The organism is Sunxiuqinia elliptica, assembly GCF_900113005.1.
In the GTDB taxonomy this organism is placed as follows: Bacteria; Bacteroidota; Bacteroidia; order Bacteroidales; family Prolixibacteraceae; genus Sunxiuqinia; species Sunxiuqinia elliptica.
In genome coordinates this window covers 183,055-202,758 of record NZ_FONW01000006.1, presented here as the reverse complement: position 1 = coordinate 202,758, position 19,704 = coordinate 183,055, and the positions used below count along the sequence as shown (strand labels likewise).

The following is a 19,704-nucleotide window of genomic DNA, read 5'->3' as shown; positions in this document are numbered from 1 at the left end:
ATTCGATTTAATAATGAAGTTTATACAAAAGCATTTAGTTCTTTTAATACTATTCCTGAGTTTGCTTTGCTCGTTTAATACCAATGCGCAGGAGCAAATAACGGTAGAAGGGATTATTACAGATGCACAAACAGGAGAAAGCCTGATTGGAGCAACTGTCATCATTAAAAATACCACTTCAGGAGTCATCACCAATTACGAAGGACATTATAAGTTTGGAGGCCTGGTTCCTGAAACGATTTTGCAATACTCCTACATTGGTTACGAAAGCCAAGAACTGGTTGTAGGAAGCAAAACAATTATTGACATTCAGCTACAACCCTCATCTAAGGATTTGGAAGCGGTCGTGGTCTTTGGAGAGAACCAGAAAGATATCCGGACCATTACCGGTTCGGTTGGCAAGATCGATACTAAAGTATTCTCCGCCGGAACACCTGCGGGTTCATTTGACCAGCTATTGCAAGGACAGGTAGCCGGTTTGGCCATCCAGTCGAGCGGAGAACCCGGCGAAAAAGCATCCATTCGGATTCGCGGGAACAACTCCCTGGGAATTCGTGCAAAAGATGATGCAGAGCTGGTCTCGGCCAACAGAGCCAACGAGCCTCTTTATATTTTAAACGGCTCTCCAATTTCTTCAGATGTCTTTAACACCATTAACCCGGATGATATTGTTGACATTCGCGTACTTAAAGACGGATTATCGACGGTTGAGTACGGAACCCGGGGAGCCAATGGAGTCATCGAAATCAAGACAAAACGCGGGATTGTTGGAGAAACTCAATACAACGTTCGCTACCAACATACCGTCAAACCTATTTCTGGACTCGGTGGAATTAGCTTAATGCAATCAAGCGAGAAACTGGCATTGGAAAGAGAATTGGAGATTGTTTCTGGCTTAGGCTTTATTTATACGCCTACCCCAAGCGACTCCGAAGAAGAAGCTTTCATCAAAAACAAGCGTTACCGTCAACTTGAATCAACCAGCACCAACTGGCTAAAGGAATTGTCGCGCATTGCCCAGGTAAAAGACCTGCAATTGAGCATTTCCGGAGGAGCAGACGATACGCGCTATTATTTATCAACCAGCTATTACGATGAACAAGGTGGCTTTGATAATTCATGGGCTGAGCGATTTACAACCCGCTTTAACCTGGATCATAACTTCAACGATGATGTTTCCGTTGGTTTTGATTCCTCGGTAGGACGAAGTAAACGTTCAAAATCGCACTCATCTCCTGCCAGCTTGATTTACACGCTGCAACCCTACGAAACAGCGAACTCGGACGACTTCATCGCACGAAATCCAATCACCATTGGCGGACAGTACTTCGAAAATCCTTTTGACGAATTGAATGGCCGTTATTCTGATTATACCTCCTGGCGCGTTGATCTTAATTCGCGATTGAACTGGATTGTTTCGGAAGCTTTCAATGCCAACGCTTCATTTGGAATAACCTACAACGATAGCGAAAACAACAGCGTCACACTAGCGAACAAATTGGTACAGGATGCAGGGATCACCAAAGGCAAAGGAGCTTTTAACAAGAACGAATCAAAATCCCTGGCTTCGCGCTTAAACCTCTCGCTTGATTTCAGAAAACGTTTTAACGATCATTCGATCTCGGTAAGTGGTGGAACGGAATACATTCACACAAAAAACTGGGGGTTTGGATTTAATAGCATTGGCATATCCGATAAGGTTGATCCGGAGATTGGGGCCAATCCCAATGCCACCATTTCAACAGCAAAATTTTACGATGCTCTTCTGGGATTCTACCTGCGCGGGAACTATAATTTTGCCTCCAAATACAATGTTACCGGATCGTTCCGCTACGATGGATCATCCATTCTTCCTGAGGACAAACGTTTTGTTCCAGCCTGGGGATTGGGTGCTTCGTGGAACATCCAAAAAGAGTCGTGGTTTGAACAATTCGATGTATTTGATCAGTTTAAATTACGCGCCTCCTACGGTGTAAACTACAACTCCGGCGGCATCCGCCAAACCTTGGGATTGCCGTTCTATGATTTCACCAATAATGATACCTATTTAGGTGATCGCGTCATCAACTTGGTTGAATTTTGGAACCCCGACTTGAAGTTTGAACGTGCCAGACAGTGGAGTTTAGCGCTGGACTTCGGGCTTTTCGATCATAGCATTTACGGAACCATCGAAGCCTATGTGAAAAACACCGATGACCTGCTGGCCGCGGTGGATATTCCTGCCAGCAATGGTTATTCTGATCTATTGCGCAACATTGGAAAGCTCCGTAACCAGGGGATTGAATTGCAGCTGAGTGCTGTAACAATTCGTACCGATCATTTCCGTTGGACAACAAACATCAACTTTGCTTACAACGACAATGAAATCACCGACTTATACCTGCAAGATGAGATTAAAGTAGGCAGTGAAGGCTATTTCAAAGTCGGTGAGCCGATTAACTCAGCCTATGTGAAATATTGGGCAGGCGTGAATCCTGAAAACGGCATGCCTCTTTATTACGACGAAAACATGAATCTGGTAACAGGAGGAGTTGCCCCACAAATGACTGGTTTCGGCACCTACACACATCCTGTAACCGGTGGTTTTACCAATATTTTTAACTATCACGATTTAGAAGTATCAACCTTGTTTACCTACGCCTGGGGAGGTGTAAATTACAACAACCTGAAGGCTCGAATGATTCGTAACGTGAAAAATGGCGAAGTTCCTTATGAAGGTTTTTACAATGATATTTGGCTGAAACCCGGCGATGTGAAGCCACTTCCCTACCCCAAATTCTTTTCCGACACGAGTGTAAACTCCCTGTTTGTTGAAAATGCTTCGTACCTGCGCTGGAAGAATATTATTATTCGATACAACCTTAGTGAGCAGCTTAAAATTAAAGGAATCACTGCTTTCAAAATAACGGCACAGGCAAACAACCTGCTGACCATTACTGGCTACGAAGGTATTGACCCTGAAATTACAGGAATTGGGCAACCACTACCACGATCCTTTACGCTGGGAGTCGATGTCACCTTTTAAAAATTCAAGATGAAAAAATATATTCAATCACTCAAAATAGCACTTTGTGCCCTTGTCTTTTTATCCAGCTGCGACTTGCTGGATATCACTCCAGACCATGTTGTTCCTGAGGAAGCTGCGTTTTCTGACGTGGATTCATACCAAATGGCCTTGAATAATGTGTTTCGCAAGATGACCTCATCCGTCATGAATATGCAATCGACGGATTTTGCCAGCGATGATTTTTCAAGCGTACTCCCAGGCTATGCTCCAACCAATTATTACATTTACAACTGGGACTACCAAACACAACCACAGCCCTTTATTTGGAGTTATCAGTATCAATTGATTGCTCAGGAGAATGTGCTTATTGGGAATTACAGTATTGTTCCGGCCAATGATGAAACGGAGCAAAAAGAGATTGACCAAATTTATGCGCAAGCTTTGGGCTTACGCGCTTGGTCTTTGTTCAACCTGGTTCAATTGTATGCGCCTCACTACACTGGCGAGAACGGCGCTGAAGCTGCCATTCCTCTAAAGCTAAAACTAGATTTGGAATACCTGCCCAGAGCGAGCTTAACTGAGGTGTTCCAACAAATTTATTCGGATTTGGAAAAAGCGGAGCAGCTGTTTGTTGACACAGATTACGCACCTTCATCAACTCGCAAAGCCTACCAATTTGGCTTGGATGCCGTGCGCGCACTACAAGCCCGTGTAGCCCTTTTTGCCGGCGATTTGGACAAGGCCAAGGATGCATCGGCCCATTTCATCCATACGCCACTGCTTTCCAAAGAAACTTACTGGATGCTTTGGGAAGACCAGTTTGGAACGGCTAACAAAGAAATCATCTTTATGACCCATGATTTGAGTGATACCGATGATGCAGATTTGGTAGACTACCACGAAATGTATGTGACCAATAATGTAAGCTTGAGCGACGAACTGATGACCAGTTTTTCGGCAGATGATGTGCGCAAAGAAGCATCCTACATCGGGCCCAACCAAATGCCTTATAAGCATATCATCCCGGTGAATGAGCGCAACAGCCAGCCCGACCGGAACCTGCACTATAAGCATTTTCGCTTGGCAGAACAATACCTGATTTACGCTGAAGCCGTGCTGGAATCAGCTCCCGACGAAGCCATGCGCGTATTAAACCTGCTAAAAGAAGCACGGGGTGCCGAGCTGCTAACTCAGGCTCCCACCAAATTGGATATTTTAAACGAACGCCGGAAAGAGTTATTCGCCGAAGGACTTCGCTTTTATGATTTAAAGCGCTTATCCAGCGAATTAAATATTGTGGTGCAACGGAAAGATGGGAAAGTTCTTACTCCAAACTCTCCACTGTACATCTGGGATATTCCCAAAGAAGAAACCAACTCCAATCCATACATCAATTAGAGCAGCATGAAGAATACAATTGCACTATTCCTATTGGTAATGCTATTCGCTTCGTGCGAAAATCCGTACGAACACGTTTCAGAGGATAAATACTACACCGGAAATCCGTTTGTTAGTTTAAGTTCTGAGCAAGCAGCAATCCGTTTGGGCGTTAATGAAAGTACCAACCACAGCCTGCAAGCCGGCGAATTTAAAGACAGTTTAATCTTAAGCCATACCCTTGACCAAACCATTCTTGTTACCCTGGAAATTGTGAATGAAGCCACCCAAGGAACGATCGACGAGCATTTTGCATTCCAGCAAACAGTTATGATTGAGGCCGGACAAAACTATGGGAGCTTTACGGTAAATGCCTTGAACATACCAGAAGACGAAGTCAGCCAATACAAATTAGCCATACGCATCAAAGAAGTTGATGACGAGCAAATCATTGCCGGCTTGTACGGTACTAAAAAGGAAAACGAACCTCGCCAAAAGCGGTTCAAAACCTATTCGTTTCAGAAGTAATCTATTAACAACAAGTATAAACCAACGGGAGAAATCCCAAATTTCAAAATTAGTGCGATGAAAAAGAGAAATGTAATTTTTGCCCTTTTATTAGGTGCTGTTGCGAGTTTTACGTCTTGTTCAAAAGATGATGATTTAACTCCGGAAGAAATTGAAGCAAAAGAAAAGCAAGAACTAGTTGCTAAGATCACAACCAACTTCGAGACGATTACCACTGCTCAGTGGGCTTATAAAGAGTTTCAACCTTCGGATGATCTTTTAGCAGCTTCAGAAACAGAGGATGGTGCCGTTGCCAAAACGCGGATTATGGATGCGAAGCATGCAAAAAACTTTAATATGGTTTTAACTTTTTCAGCTGACGGAGAGGTATTGAAGCCCAGCATTGCAATGAACGTACCTGAAGAAGAACTGGAGACAAAAGTGTTAGCTTACTTGAATGAGCCATGGGGATTCGAGCTATACACTGAACTGAGCGATAATGAACTAAAAAGCTATTTAGCCCAGTTTCGTCGGGTTATTGCAGCTCCATTAGCTGCTGATGACTTAGCTACTGATGACATTACCAGTGAAGAAACCGGTCTTTGCATTTTCAGCATCAGCATGAGAGATTTCTCTGAGCTTAGCTATGACGATACCGTATTGGCTCAAAAGAAATTAATCGAAGGAAATAGCGATAAAATCTATATCAACGCCGACGGTACGCTAACCGTAGAAACAACAAGCACGGACTACGGTGTTTCTAAATTGATCTTGGAAGAGGTAATGACTAGTCCTAAATAAGCGTTACAGATTATTGGACTAAGTTAATAGATTCACACCCCGTTTCAAATCTGGCTTTGAAACGGGGTGTTTTTATAGCTTTTTATTTTAACGGTATCTTGTTTGTGCATTTGCTCTGGAGTAAGCATTTGGCAAGACCAGTGAGGTCGTTTAGCATTATAAATTTCAATGCTGTTTTTTACTAATTCTTGCATTACCGGTAGCTTCCTCGGATAGTCTTCAAGCATAAATTCCTGTTTCAATATTCCATTAACACGCTCAGCAACTGCATTCGAGTAAGGATCGTAAGATTCGGTCATACTACATCTTACTTCCTGTTTTGTAAGAACTCTCTGGTAGTCATCACAACAATACTGCAGTCCCCGATCTGAGTGATGTATCAGCGTGTTTGCTTTATAAGTCCGGCTTTTTAGACCTTTCTTTAACGCACGTATTGCTCCTTCAGCGCTAAGAGATCCGGATACATCATACCCAACTATTTTTTTAGAATAGGCATCGGTTACCAGGGCCAGGTATTGTTGATTCCTGCGGTTTCCAATATAAGTAATGTCGGCTACCCAAACCTGTTCCGGCTTGGACGGAACAATCCCGGAAACCAAATTTTTGTGTTTATGAAAACGGTGGTGAGAATCTGTTGTTTTCCGATAACTTCTTACTGGTTTTATCAGCAGGTGGTTAGCTTTCAAAATAGAAAACAACCGATCTCTGCCTATTCCAATTTCATTCAGCCGATCCCGTAATAAATAGTAAAGCTTGCGTGTGCCAAGGCGTGGCATCTCTCTCCGTATTTCATGTACCATGGCAACAACCTGCACGGCTGTTGTCTGCTTTCGCTTTACGGATTGAATACTGCGATAATAAACCTGTCTGCTAACCCCGAACAAGTCACAGGCAGAAACTATCGTTTCTTTTCCTTCTTGCCGGCTAAGGTCGACTGTTCGGGTGAGCATTTTTTTCTGATAGGAATATTGAACTCTTTCTCTGCCAGATCAATCATCATGTCAAACAGAACCGCCTTGCGGTCAGCCCGGTCGACCTGATGCTCTAAAAAGGCCTTTTGCTTTTCCAGCAATTTTACCCTGGCTTCAAGTTCAAGTATTTTTTGTTCCTGGCTCTTGGGCATATACGATGGTGTTTGATTCTCCCAATCAAAGGTACCATATTTTCGCAGCCAATTGCGAACACTACTGCGCGCTTGTATCCCATATTTTCGCGTAGCGGCTGTCATACTAAGTTCTCCGCTCTCAATTTCCCGGACAACTTGCAATTTAAAGGACATCGAATAATCCCTCTGTGTGCGCTTAACGTACTGTGAATGATTTATTTTTTCCATAACGTTACTTTTTGTGTAACGCTATTTCAGGACGAGACATAAAATAAAAATAAAAAGCACACTTGAAATCAAGTGTGCTTTTTATTTTTATATTTATCTTAATTTAAAGATTGATATAATACCTCACAGGCATATAAAAACAATAGCAGTATCGATCATAGTAATTTTCCAAAATCTAACATATAATTCATAACACTAAAATTTCAAATAACTATAATAAAACAAATTAATATATTAAAACTATTTATAGTTAACTATGGTATTTATTAAACAAAAAATTATACATTTGACAAAACTAAATTACCATAGAAATATTATGAAAAAAATTACACTTTTTATCTTATTGTTTTGTATTGCTTTCTTTGGATGCGAAGAAGATTCAATAAACCCAATAGCCGAAAATAATGATGAGTTAATTATTATTAAAGAAAGGAATTCCAAATATCCTCTTATCCTTTCACAAAAAAGCAGTCCAAAGTTAAAAAATTCGTCTGTTCTTTCATTTGATGATTATTTAGGACGCTCATACAAAGCGAACACCATACCATTTGGGTATGCAGAAAATGTTGGGTATCCAGTAATCGATATGAAAAAACTACTTGATGCACACCCTACCTATAAAACTCATCTAGGGATAAACACAACCAATGTCAATGCCTTCTCGTTTGCCAATTTTGAACGCTATGTGGATAACTCTACAATTAAAGGAAAATTAAGCGGAGGAGGTTCCATTAACTTAGGGATTCTAAATATTGGAGCAAAAAATAAATTTGAAGATACTTACACTAAAAACAAAATTGCAGAGAGTGATCGAGTACATGGTCAAATTGATATTGAATTTAGATCAGATCTTTATCAACTGCAAACAAGCTCTAATATAAGTAAAAAGATAATGGAGAATTATTTATCACCTGACTTCAAAGACGATTTATACAATACCACCCCAGTCGAAATCTTCAATAATTATGGAGCCTTTGTTCTACGAAGATTCATCACAGGAGGAAGAGCAACAGCTTTATATAGTGCACGCCATACAAAAAATGAGAGTACCATATCAAATGAATTCGATATGGATGCCAATATAAATGCCTCCTTCAAACTTGGAAAAATCGATGGAAAAGCAGATGTTGGATTAGGTTTTGGATACACTAATAATAACTATGAACTACAAAACATAAAAGATTTTCAAATGTCTATTTCTACTGTAGGAGGGAAAAAAGTATATTCACAATTATCTCCCCCAATAGATGTCAAACAAGCAAATGTCGATCTTTCTCCTTGGATGAACTCTTTGGATGACAAAATCTCTCATGCAGTTATTGATATCGCTGATGATGGGCTTATCCCCTTATGGGACTTCATATTAGAAAAAAATATAAAAAAACAATTAAAGGCACGATGTGCTAATGAAATTTTACACTCACAGTTATCAGAACCTTATATAATCGCTGTCAAATCTAAAGATCAATCTAATCCACAAACCCTTGTGCTATTACGAACTCGTTTTAATGACCTTATGATACTTGATGTTATCCCACCTTCTGAATCACTTGAAAATAACATATCAAACAATAAGTATTTTGATATACTAACGGTTAGTCCTACCTCTACTGATGAGTTATCTAGACATACTTTTTTCACAAACAGTATGTCTACCGAGACAAATTTTGTACGGTTTAATTGGAATAACTTCAAAAAGTATACAGATCCAGAAGGAGTTGTATATCTACTGGATACTGCATCCAGCGTTGGATTCACCCTACACTACAAATGGCTTTCTGGAACTTATGGTATTACAGATATAATAAACAAAATGAATACCATAACAGTCGAACGAAGAGATTTATATAATTACACTCTTATTGCCTTGTAATAAAAGAGGTCATTCCTACGAGGAATGGCCTTTTTTTTAAAAAAAAGAGTATTTTCTCTCGTTAACACCACTCAATTTTTTATTACTAATCATTAAATCCACAAAGTCTTATCAGACAGATTTTACTCTTTGTCTTAAAACAAAGAGTAAACAGAAAATTCAAGGCTGATTTTTATCTTCACCCTATATCTTTCTAAAAGCCAAGTCCAACGAGTGATTTCCTCCTTCGTCGGAACTTCTCGTTTGCACTAAGCTTTCAGTTTGATTCCGGCCTTGATAAAAAATAGGCCAATCCACTTCCCTTAAAACTCATATTAATAGTCTCTCCTTTTAATCTACTAATATTGTATTTCCGTCTCTTGCAACCATGCCTTCAGCCAAGCATTCACTTCTATTTTGTTTTTCCTATAAAGTTACTACTGCAAAGCCTAGTCAATTCGAAATACATCAGCCCCTGGACTTTCAGACGCTTCGTTTATTGATTAAAATAGTTTTACGAACGATTGGCCCTGAAACAAAAAAAGTGAAAGATCAATAACCGAAACCGGGTTAAATGACCTTTCACTTCTTCGTGATAGATTATGCTTGTAACGCTATTTTGCGATCAAAACTGCAGCATAGCATCAAAAGGATAAGAGTAAGTAATAAACTCCATCACCTTCTCTCACCTCATAAGTTAAGAGTTTATCAAGGTTAAAAGCTACCTCATCAATTCTCACAAAATGGGAGTAAAATTCAAAATCACGCCCAACATCATTATGAGAAGCCGGCAGGACATAGGATTGACCGGTATGAATTCCAATTACACGATGAATATTATTGTCATCCATCACCTTATGAACTTCTTGGGCAACTATCTCCGCATTGGAGAAATCATCATCTTCTTTGCAAGAGGTGACTGCAAAGAAGAGACTCATCAGCAATAAAATACTTAGCTTCTTCATGATTAATTTTTATTTATACGGAACTTCGTGTCGTTCTTATTTTTCGTTTGAAAATGAATAAGGGAAGTCTGACTTTTTCGTTCCTCGTTTTTTATTTGGTTCTGCTCCCATCTCAAAGTTTATGGTCGCTCCCTTCATCAACTCATCATAGTTGAAGTAGTTTTTGCTGTACTTTTTACCATTCAATTTAATCGATTGAATATAGCGGTTATCCTGATTGTTTTCAGGCGCATTGATTTCAATGGTTTTACCATTTTCCAGGCTCACAGTAATTTTCTTGAACAATGGCGTTCCAATCACATACTCAGGAGTAGCCGGAGCTACCGGATAGAAGCCCATCGCACTAAATACATACCAAGCCGAAGTTTGGCCGTTATCCTCATCTCCGCAGTAACCGTCGGGATTTGGCGTGTACAAACGATCCATCACCTCGCGAATCCAATACTGCGTTTTCCAAGGCTCGCCGGCATAATTGTACAGGTAAATCATGTGCTGAATAGGCTGATTGCCATGCGCATAATTTCCCATGTTCATAATCTGCATTTCGCGAATCTCATGGATTACTTGTCCGTAGTATGAATCATCGAAAATTGGAGGAACTACAAAAACAGAATCCAACATCGATACAAATTCCTTCTTACCACCCATCAGGTCAATCAATCCCTCCACATCGTGGAAAACCGACCAGGTGTAGTGCCAGCTGTTTCCTTCAGTAAATGCATCTCCCCATTTGAATGGGCTGAATGGCGACTGGAACGAACCGTCTTCATTGCGTCCGCGCATCAGTTTCGATTCTTTATCGAAAACGTTCTTGTAGTTCTGAGAACGCTCAGCAAAAATGGCAATTTCACTTTCGGGTTTGCCTAATGCTTTTCCAAGCTTGTAAACACAGAAATCAGCAAAAGCATACTCCAAAGTACGAGCAACATTTTCATTGATACCAACGTCGTATGGCACATAGCCCAGTTCGTTATAATAATCTACACCATAACGACCAACCGAATTCACGGGACCTTCATGTGTGGTATTTTTCACCACGGCATCCCAAAGTGCATCAATATCGTATCCACGCAAACCTTTCAAATACGCGTCAGCAACAATGGTTGCTGAGTTTGATCCAATCATACAATCGCGGTGCCCCGGGCTTGCCCACTCCGGCAAAAAGCCACTTTCCTTATAGGTGTTGGCCAATCCTTCCTGAATTTTCTCATTCAATTCAGGATACATCAGGTTGAAAAATGGAAATACAGCACGGAAGGTATCCCAAAAACCATTGTCGGTGAACATATATCCTGGCAACACTTCGCCATTGTATGGGCTATAGTGAACGATGTCTCCATTAGCGTCGTACTCGTAAAACTTGCGAGGGAACAACAAAACACGGTACAAGGCCGAGTAGAATGTCTTAATCTGGTCATCTGTGCCGCCCTCAACTTTAATCCGCGAAAGCTCCTTATTCCAAATTGATTCGCCTTTTGCTTTTACCTCATCAAAAGAATCTTTTCCTAGCTCGTTTAAGTTGCGTTCAGCCTGCTCAAAACTAATAAAGGAAGAAGCTACGCGAGCGTGTACTTTTTCACCTTTCTTGGTTTTGAACTTTACAACTGCTCCGGCATGTTCATCTTCCAACTCACTTTTTCCTTCCACCACATTATCCTTGCTCCAAACATTGCTGGTAACAAATGGCTTATCGAAAACCACCACAAAGTAGTTCTTGAAGTTATCAGGCACTCCCCCGCTATTGCGAGTGGTATAGCCTATAATTTTATTTTCCGAAGGAATGATTTTCACATACGAACCTTGGTCAAAAGCATCAACCAGCACATAAGCATCTTCGGTTTCGGGGAAGGTGAAACGAAACATAGCCGCACGCTCAGTTGGGGTGATTTCCGTTACCACATCATAATCGGCCAGGTACACCTTATAATAATGAGGCTGGGCGATTTCGGCCTTGTGAGAAAACCAACTTCCACGCTCGTGCTCATCAACCACCAAGTTTCCGGTTAATGGGAAGATGGAGAATTGACCGTAATCATTAATCCATGGACTGGGCTGGTGTGTTTGCTTAAACCCACGAATTTTATAATGGTCGTAAGCATAAACCCATCCGTCACCCATCTTGTTGGTTTGGGGCGTCCAAAAGTTCATTCCCCAAGGCAAGGCAATGGCCGGGTAGGTATTTCCGTTGGATAGTACAAATTCAGAATCGGTTCCCATCAACGTATTGACGTAATCAACCGGGCTAAAGTCTTTTGCTTTAGCTTGCCATCCTAAAAACAGATGACACAATAAAAAGATAACTGCAAGCTTATTCAATCTTTTCATGAATTTCCTTTTTTTTAAATCATCAGACAAAAAAGACCGGGAAAACATTCTTCCCAAAAGTGTTAACGTTCAAGTTGCCTGTTTTTCCGGTCTTCTTCAATTCAATTTTATGAACGGTAAAAAAACGGGGTTGTTATATTGCCAGCAGGCTCAGCTGCCTGGGCTTTACAAAAACCATTAGTAGCCAGAATGCGGACGAGCGGCATTGGCTGCTCCAAACGCTTTATTAGGTTCTGGCCCCATTACAAACTTCAAAGTTCCACCGGCCATAATCGCCTCATGCGAAATGTAAGAACGGTCATAAGTTTCACCATTCAACTCAACCGACTGGATATAGATGTTTTTATCGCTATTATTTTCAGCAATCACGGTGAATGACTTGCCTGCTGGAAGCTTAATTTCGACCTTATCAAACAGCGGACTTCCAAAAACATAATCGCCATTAGCTGGGTTTACCGGGTAAAAGCCCATGGTAGACATGATGTACCAAGCAGACATCTGTCCGCAGTCCTCATTTCCACTCAATCCGTCAGGCTGGTCGGTGTACATTTCATCGTAAATTTGACGAACTTTTTCAGCGGTTTTCCACTGCTGACCAACGTATGCGTACATGTAGGTAATGTGGTGACTTGGCTCATTTCCATGAGCGTATTGCCCAATCAAGCCGGTGATGTCATTTGAAGAACCTTCCAAACGAATTGGATCAATGGAGAAAAGGCTATCCAATTTGAGGATAAATTGCTCTTCACCGCCAAACAAATCAACCAATCCTTCTACATCCTGAGGCACCAACCAAGTGTATTGCCAGGCATTACCTTCGCAATAGTCATCATTCCGGTGCAGTGAAGCAATCGGATTAAATGGGCTTCTCCAGCTACCATCGTCCATTTTTCCACGCATGTGTTGCGTATTTTTGTCGAAGTAGTTTTGGTAGTATTTTGCTCGTTTTGAGAACAACTCGAAATCTTCTGTTTTTCCCATAGCTTTAGCCATAGCTGCTATACACCAGTCGTCAATAGCATACTCCAATGCTTTTGCAACCGACTCCACCTGACTATCGGCAGGAATATACCCACGCTCTTTGATAAAATCCAAGCCACGTTCATCGCGCAATGCCGAAGCTTTAACAGCCTCGAAAGCCAACTCGGCATCAAAGCCATCAAAGCCTTTTAAGTAAGCATCAACCACAACTGGCACGCCATGATAGCCAACCATTGTGTTGGTTTCGCAGCCCATCAGGTGCCAAACAGGTAGTTTTCCTTGCTGCTGATAAATAGCTAACATCGAGTTTACAAAGTCGTTGACACGTTCAGGCTGAACGATGGTAAATAAAGGGTGAGCTGCCCGGTAGGTATCCCACAAGGAGAAAGTGGTGTAGGTTTCAAAACCAGGATTTTTGTGCACTTCCCGATCGGTTCCACGATAATCGCCATTGGCATCATTAAACAACGATGGCGCAATCATGCTATGGTAAAGTGCGGTGTAGAAAATCTTCTTTTGAGTAGCGTTGCTGGTTTCAATACGAACTTTACCCAGCTCAGTATTCCAGGCTTGCTGTGCATTCTTTTTGGCAGCAGCAAAATTCCAATTGTTCAACTCGGTTGTCAGGTTATTTTTAGCTCCCTCAATTCCAACCGGAGAAATTGCTGTTTTAACCAGCAGTTCGCCATTTCCTTCAAATTCGATAACCGCAGTTGCTGTTCCGGTTTCTTCTGAAGAACGAATAACTTCAAATTGTTTGATTGGCTTCGAAAATTCGGTGTAAAAAAACACGCGTTGATCGTTCGCCCATCCTTTAGACATCCGAAATCCCTGAATGCTCTTTTCGCCTACTTGTTCAACAAGACCTTGAGTTAACTGATCCCATCCAGTTCCATATTTCAGATCAACGATAACCTTTGAGTTTCCTTCATTTTGAAACAAGTACTTATGAAAACCAACCCGTTCAGTAGTCGTCAACTCAACATCAACATTAAACCGGTTAATTTTTATGTGATAATAACCAGGCTCTACCACTTCGTCATCGTGCGTATAGCCCGACTTCCAATCAAAAGGATTCTTCGGATCATTTTCAGAAGTAAAAGCTCCGTCAACAGGCATAAATAACAAATCGCCCAGGTCACCAATTCCGGTTCCACTCAACTGGGTATGAGCAAATCCAATGATCAGCGAGTCAGAATAATGATATCCTGAACACCAATCCCAACCTTGCGTTTCATTGTTTGGGCCCAACTGCACTGCACCAAATGGCACACTTGCTCCTACAAAAACATGCCCGTGACCTCCGGATCCGATGTAAGGATCGACGTAATTAATCAGCTCCTCAGTTGGAGCAGCTTGTTCCGAATTCGAACATGAAATCAAACTCGTAAGGGCCAAAACCCACAGTAAAAAGCTTCCGCTCTGCTTCAAAATCTTCATGGTTCTTCCAAGTTTATTTATATTATTCAGGCAAAAATAGCTAAAAATAAGCACCGCCCAACCGGGCGGTGCTTTCTGTACATGCAATTAAAAGATTAATAACCTGAATTCTGAGTTAAGTTCGGATTACGCTGTCTTTCGTTTTCTGAGATTGGGAAAAGCAGGTGTTTTTCAGCCAAGCTCTTTCCCCATACGGTTGTGTGTCCCACGACATTATCGAAAGTCACCTCTCCTTTATTCGCTTCATTGGTTACCGGGAACATATGCGTACGCTGTATATCAGCCCAAATACGATATTCCAGAGACAATTCACGCAGGCGTTCTTTCCACACCTCTTTTACAAACTCATCAACCGACAAGCCAGTCAGTTCAGCGACAATGTCGCTACGATCTGTTTGCCAGTATGCACGCGCACGAACATCAGCCAAATAGCCGATAGCTTCAGAAGTAACTCCTTCAGACTGAGCAATTGCCTCAGCAGCAATCAGCAACACCTCGGCATAACGGTAAACAACCATATCTTTGTTGTTTTTACCTGTTTCGAATAAGGCTTCGTCATTATGCCACAAATAAGGCGATATCTCAAATGTTTTGGTTACTTCTTCGTCTCCATCCATGTAAGTCAAGCTTGAATGGAAGAATTGCTTCTCCTGAATACGTAAGTCTTTTTCATCATCGTAAATCCAAAGCAATTCAGGCATTGGCTTATAAGCATTGTTCGTAATTGAATATTTGAAAATTCCCCATGCTGTAGCACTGTTTGGATAGCAAATTGCTGGTTGCCAGTAGTTCTCCGAAATACTAGCATCATACTCAATGGAGTAAATGTATTCATCTTCAACATCAGACAAACGCATCACATTATAAGCACTTTCACTTTCAGTTGCTCCGTGAGCAATCAACGAGAAGTTTCCACTGTTAATTACTTGACGAGCAGCAGTTGCTGCTTCAGCATAACTGTTATTCTGAACCGGATAGCCACTAATATTCAAATAAACATCAGCCAGCAAAGTTGCTGCTGTTGCTTTTGATACGCGAAAGTCATTCGCTGGCATTGGTAAATTATCCAATCCTCCTTGATCGACTGCATATTTTAAATCGTCAATAATCTGATTGTAAACCTGCGCCACAGGAGTTCTCTCAACATACAAGTTATCCAAAGAGTTGTAAGCATCCAAAATCAGCGGAACATCACCAAAGGTTTTCACTAAATAGTAGTAATTGAATGCTCTGAAAAAGCGAGCTTCTGCTTCCAATTGTTTGATTTCAGAGTCAGTCAGATCTGGAGTCTCAGCAATGTTGGCTACTGCCAGATTAGCCCGAGAAATAGCCAGGTAACAGGCATCCCACGCTCCATCAAAATAACCGGCCAAATTATCTCCATTCAACGTCAAATTTTGACTGTGTTGTACATGTACTTCCTGTCCTTTATAATCATTATCGAATAATCCGGAGATGTAGCCACCAAGCATAGCCCGGCTTCCACCATATACTCCAGTACTATAAAACGTAGGGGCACCAGTTCGGTACAGCACATTCACAGCATTGTAGGCATGAGACGGATAACTGAAAAACTGGTCGACACTCATTTCGCTTCTTGGCTCTTCTTCTAAAAAGTCATCGCACGAAGCAAGGAAACCAAGAGCCATCATTAATATTAGTAATTTTTTCATTGTTCTCTTCTTTTAATTACAGGATTAAAACTTAACGTTGACACCAAAAGTTACTGTTGTTGGCTTAGGGTACTGGAAGAAGAAAATGTTCTGTCCCCACTGGTTGTCAGTCCATGAAGTTGCTTCAGGATCATAGCCTTTAAAATCGTCGGAGTGTAACACAAACAAGTTGTCGACACTGGAGTATACCCGACATGACTTAAAGCCAACACGGCTCAGCAAGCTATTGTCGAAAGTATAACCTAGCGAAATTAAATTACCTCTCAGGTAAGAACCATCAACAACCCAATGGTCGTCAACTTCTGAGTTTTGACCATTAAGTGGCGCATTGCGAATTTGCTGCACCATAGTATTTTGATTGCTTTCAGTCCAGCCATCATACAAAATAGTAGCTAGGCCGTTAGCATAACCTGTACGGTCTTCGGTAGAGTGGAAAAACTGTTGCATAATTTCAACGCCAAGCGTAAATTGAAGATCAACCAACAAATCGAAGTTTTTATAATTGAATCGGTTAATAAAACTACCTGTCAAATCAGGCAATCCTTTCCCAAGAATTTCTCTTTCTTCTGTACGTTTGGCAACGCCAGGAACAGCTCCAACAGCAGCAGCTTCCTCCACCTCATCGGTTCCCCAGGTACCTAAGCGACGGTATCCCCAGAACGAACCAAGTGATTCACCAACCCGTAAAATTGTTTGGCTACCAGAAACCCACCAAGGTCCAGGGAAAATGTCTTCATCATTCTCACCCAGCTCTTCAATTCGGTTCTTGTTGTAGTTCAAGTTCAAGGTTGATTCCCATCGGAAGTCGTTGGTCTCAACGTTTTGAGTTGTCAACAGGAAGTCAATTCCCCGGTTGGATACTGAACCAATATTGTCAGTTACTGAAGTAAATCCGGTGGAATGAGGAACAGGGCGTCCCAACAACAAGTCTGTTGTTAGCTTATAGTAGTAATCCAGCTCCATAGACACACGCTGATCTAACATGGTCAGGTTAAAACCAACATCAAACTGAGAAGTTTTTTCCCATTCCAAGTCAGGGTTTGGCAAACGAGTAACCACATTGTAGTTCTCACGAGCTCCATTCAACAATACGGTACCACCAGAGATGGTCGCCAGCGAACGATAAATCCCCAACTCAGTACTACCTGTAACACCATAACTGGCACGCAATTTTAAATAGTCAATTAATGACGATGAGCTAAGGAAATCTTCGTTAGACACCACCCAACCTAAACCAGCTGAAGGGAAATAACCGTACTTATTGTTCTTTCCGAAACGAGATGAACCATCGGCACGAGCTGTTAATGTTGCCAGGTACTTGTCTTTATAAGAATAACCAAAGCGGAAAAAGTAGGAATTCATCGACCATCTCTCATAACTTGAGCCCGGAGCATCAGGGTCGCTGGCTGCTCCCATGTTGTTATACTTAAAGAAGTCGTCCGAAAATCCGGAGGTACCAGATGTATTGCTACGGTAAATGCGTTCTTGCCAACTCATACCCAAAACAGAGTTGATCCGGTGATCGCCAATAGACTTGTTGTAAGACAAGTAAGTTTCTTCCTGCCAATAAATCTTTTCGTAGTCATTGATATTAGCCCAAGCATTCGGGTACGAAATATTTAATAAATCCTTCGGACTATATTCCCTGTTTTGCTGAATGTGGTTATCAATACCAAATTGTGTTTTCAACTGCAAATCATTGGTCAAATGGAAGTTCAGGTAAGTGTTTCCAAAGAATTGAGTCCGGTTTCTCAAACGCTCCTGAGTTTCAAGAACGTGTACCGGGTTGGCCATTCCTTCCAAAGCAAAGTTGCTGGTACTTGAACTATTACTCCAGCTTCCGTCAGGGAACTTAACAGGCATAATTGGAATCATCTCGATCATTGAACGGCGAGGCATTTGGTGACCACCACCTTCTTCAGCTTCGTTCTCCCAAGTTTTATTGACCAACATGTTAATCCCAAAGTCCAGCCATTTTTTAGGACTTGCATCGTAGGCAATTTTAGCATTCACACGCTTCATCCACGAGTTCAGCATAATTCCTTGGTTGTCGGTATAGTTTAAGAATGCACCAACCGAAGATTTCTCATTTCCTTGCTGAACACTCAACTGGTGGTTATGAGAGATCGCTGTACGTGTAGCTTCCTCTTGCCAATCAGTGTCGTAAAGTGGTTTTCCATTCGCATCAAACAAACGAGGATCAGTAAAATCGATGGTAGGCTCTTCTCCTGGAGCATAATCTTTGTATTTTGGAGCATTTTCATACCCTCTTTTAATGACTTCCAACCACTCTTCAGCATTCAGCAAATCCATTTTTTTACGAATGCGCCCAACGCTAACGTAACCATCATAACCGACAACAACGTCCCCATTTTTAGATCCACGCTTGGTGGTTACCAAAATAACACCATTCGCACCTCGAGCACCATAAATTGCGGCAGAAGAAGCGTCTTTCAATACTTCAATTCGTTCGATATCATTTGGGTTTACCATGTCGAAATCTTCCATCACCACACCATCAACAACATACAATGGATCTGATGTGGTTTCAATGGAGTTCATACCGCGAATCATGACACGAGTGCTTCCTGTTGGAGATCCGGAGTTGGAGAAAATGTTTACCCCGGCAACTTTACCTTTCATCCCTTGAAGGGCGTTGAAAGCCGGGCGCTCCAAAATGTCGTCAGCATTGACTACACCAACCGAACCCGTTACATCGGACTTCCGCTGAACACCATAACCAACGGCAACAACTTCTTCCAAACCAATCACGTCTTCAGCCAGAACTACATCAATTTTTGTTCGTCCACTCACTTCAATTTCCTGGGTGCGCATTCCTACAAATGAGAAGATCAAGATTCCATCAGCAGGAACTCCATTCAACTCATAGTTACCATCAACGTCAGTGATACTTCCAATTGAGGTTCCTTTAACAACCACGGTAGCCCCGGGAATCGACTCGCCACGTTCGTTCGAAATTTTGCCCCGAACCGTTTGCTGTTGCTCAGTCATCAGTTCGCCTGTGGTTAACAAAATCAGGTTGTCATCCATAATTCGGTAGGTCACCCCCTGATCTTTAAAAATATCGGTAAGAATTTCATCGACACGCTTATTATCCGCTTTAAGGTTAACGGTGAGATCGACATTCACTTGCTCTCGTTGATAAAAAAAGCGAAAGTCAGTAGTTTCCTCAATTTGCATCAGAACATCTGAAATCTTTTTCCCTTGAAGGTCAAAGGATAGCTTTGTTGTTTGCGAGTAAACGGAGGCCGAAACCTGCATTAGGCAAACCAGTAAGATTAGTAAGGTCAGCTTCATTTTTAAAAACAGATTTTGTTTCTCCCTTCGTCCATCGGGGAAGGTAAATTCAATTTTTTTCATAAATTTGAATGTTGTTGATTAATAATTAATTGGTGTGACAGCACCAGGTTATTAACTTACTT

10 protein-coding genes and 1 pseudogene are annotated in these 19,704 nt (G+C 41.5%); 5 read left to right on the top strand and 6 right to left on the bottom strand.

Annotated elements, in window-relative coordinates:
* The first annotated feature begins 13 nt into the window (after nt 1–13).
* From BM156_RS12965 to BM156_RS12950, 4 genes are read left to right on the top strand one after another with little or no spacing between them, the layout of a single operon-like run.
* Nucleotides 14–3,025: a SusC/RagA family TonB-linked outer membrane protein gene (locus BM156_RS12965; RefSeq protein WP_093920313.1), complete on the top strand. Its 3,012-nt coding sequence runs from the start codon at nt 14–16 to the stop codon at nt 3,023–3,025.
* A 9-nt stretch (nt 3,026–3,034) separates the two neighbouring features.
* Nucleotides 3,035–4,405, top strand: a complete 1,371-nt coding sequence (locus tag BM156_RS12960) for a RagB/SusD family nutrient uptake outer membrane protein (RefSeq protein WP_093920312.1) — start codon at nt 3,035–3,037, stop codon at nt 4,403–4,405.
* Between the two features lie 6 nt (nt 4,406–4,411).
* Nucleotides 4,412–4,912, top strand: a complete 501-nt coding sequence (locus BM156_RS12955; protein WP_093920311.1) for a putative periplasmic lipoprotein — start codon at nt 4,412–4,414, stop codon at nt 4,910–4,912.
* A gap of 57 nt (nt 4,913–4,969) precedes the next feature.
* Nucleotides 4,970–5,692: a hypothetical protein gene (locus BM156_RS12950; RefSeq protein ID WP_093920310.1), complete on the top strand. Its 723-nt coding sequence runs from the start codon at nt 4,970–4,972 to the stop codon at nt 5,690–5,692.
* Between the two features lie 44 nt (nt 5,693–5,736).
* On the opposite strand, the pseudogene BM156_RS12945 reads toward BM156_RS12950, so the two are convergent.
* Nucleotides 5,737–7,025 (bottom strand): annotated as a pseudogene (locus tag BM156_RS12945) (IS3 family transposase).
* 316 nt (nt 7,026–7,341) lie between these two features.
* On the opposite strand from BM156_RS12945, the gene BM156_RS12940 reads away from it, so the two are divergent.
* Nucleotides 7,342–8,898, top strand: a complete 1,557-nt coding sequence (locus tag BM156_RS12940) for an MAC/perforin domain-containing protein (protein WP_170846954.1) — start codon at nt 7,342–7,344, stop codon at nt 8,896–8,898.
* Between the two features lie 623 nt (nt 8,899–9,521).
* Here the strand turns inward: BM156_RS12940 and BM156_RS12935 are convergent.
* The 5 genes from BM156_RS12935 to BM156_RS12910 all read right to left on the bottom strand — a co-directional run bounded on the left by BM156_RS12935 (nt 9,522) and on the right by BM156_RS12910 (nt 19,642).
* The gene (locus tag BM156_RS12935) at nt 9,522–9,842 is read right to left on the bottom strand and encodes a hypothetical protein (protein WP_093920308.1); all 321 of its coding nucleotides are present in this window, start codon (nt 9,840–9,842) and stop codon (nt 9,522–9,524) included.
* A gap of 36 nt (nt 9,843–9,878) precedes the next feature.
* Complete coding sequence (locus BM156_RS12930; protein ID WP_093920307.1) at nt 9,879–12,167, bottom strand: GH92 family glycosyl hydrolase; 2,289 nt, start codon at nt 12,165–12,167, stop codon at nt 9,879–9,881.
* A 177-nt stretch (nt 12,168–12,344) separates the two neighbouring features.
* The gene (locus tag BM156_RS12920) at nt 12,345–14,588 is read right to left on the bottom strand and encodes a GH92 family glycosyl hydrolase (protein ID WP_093920305.1); all 2,244 of its coding nucleotides are present in this window, start codon (nt 14,586–14,588) and stop codon (nt 12,345–12,347) included.
* Between the two features lie 95 nt (nt 14,589–14,683).
* Nucleotides 14,684–16,261 carry a RagB/SusD family nutrient uptake outer membrane protein gene (locus BM156_RS12915; protein ID WP_093920304.1) on the bottom strand — a complete coding sequence of 526 codons (1,578 nt, stop codon included), beginning with the start codon at nt 16,259–16,261 and terminating at the stop codon, nt 14,684–14,686.
* A 24-nt stretch (nt 16,262–16,285) separates the two neighbouring features.
* A complete protein-coding gene (locus BM156_RS12910; RefSeq protein WP_212733509.1) occupies nt 16,286–19,642 on the bottom strand; it encodes a TonB-dependent receptor in 3,357 nt (1,118 codons plus the stop codon).
* Nucleotides 19,643–19,704: the final 62 nt, after the last annotated feature.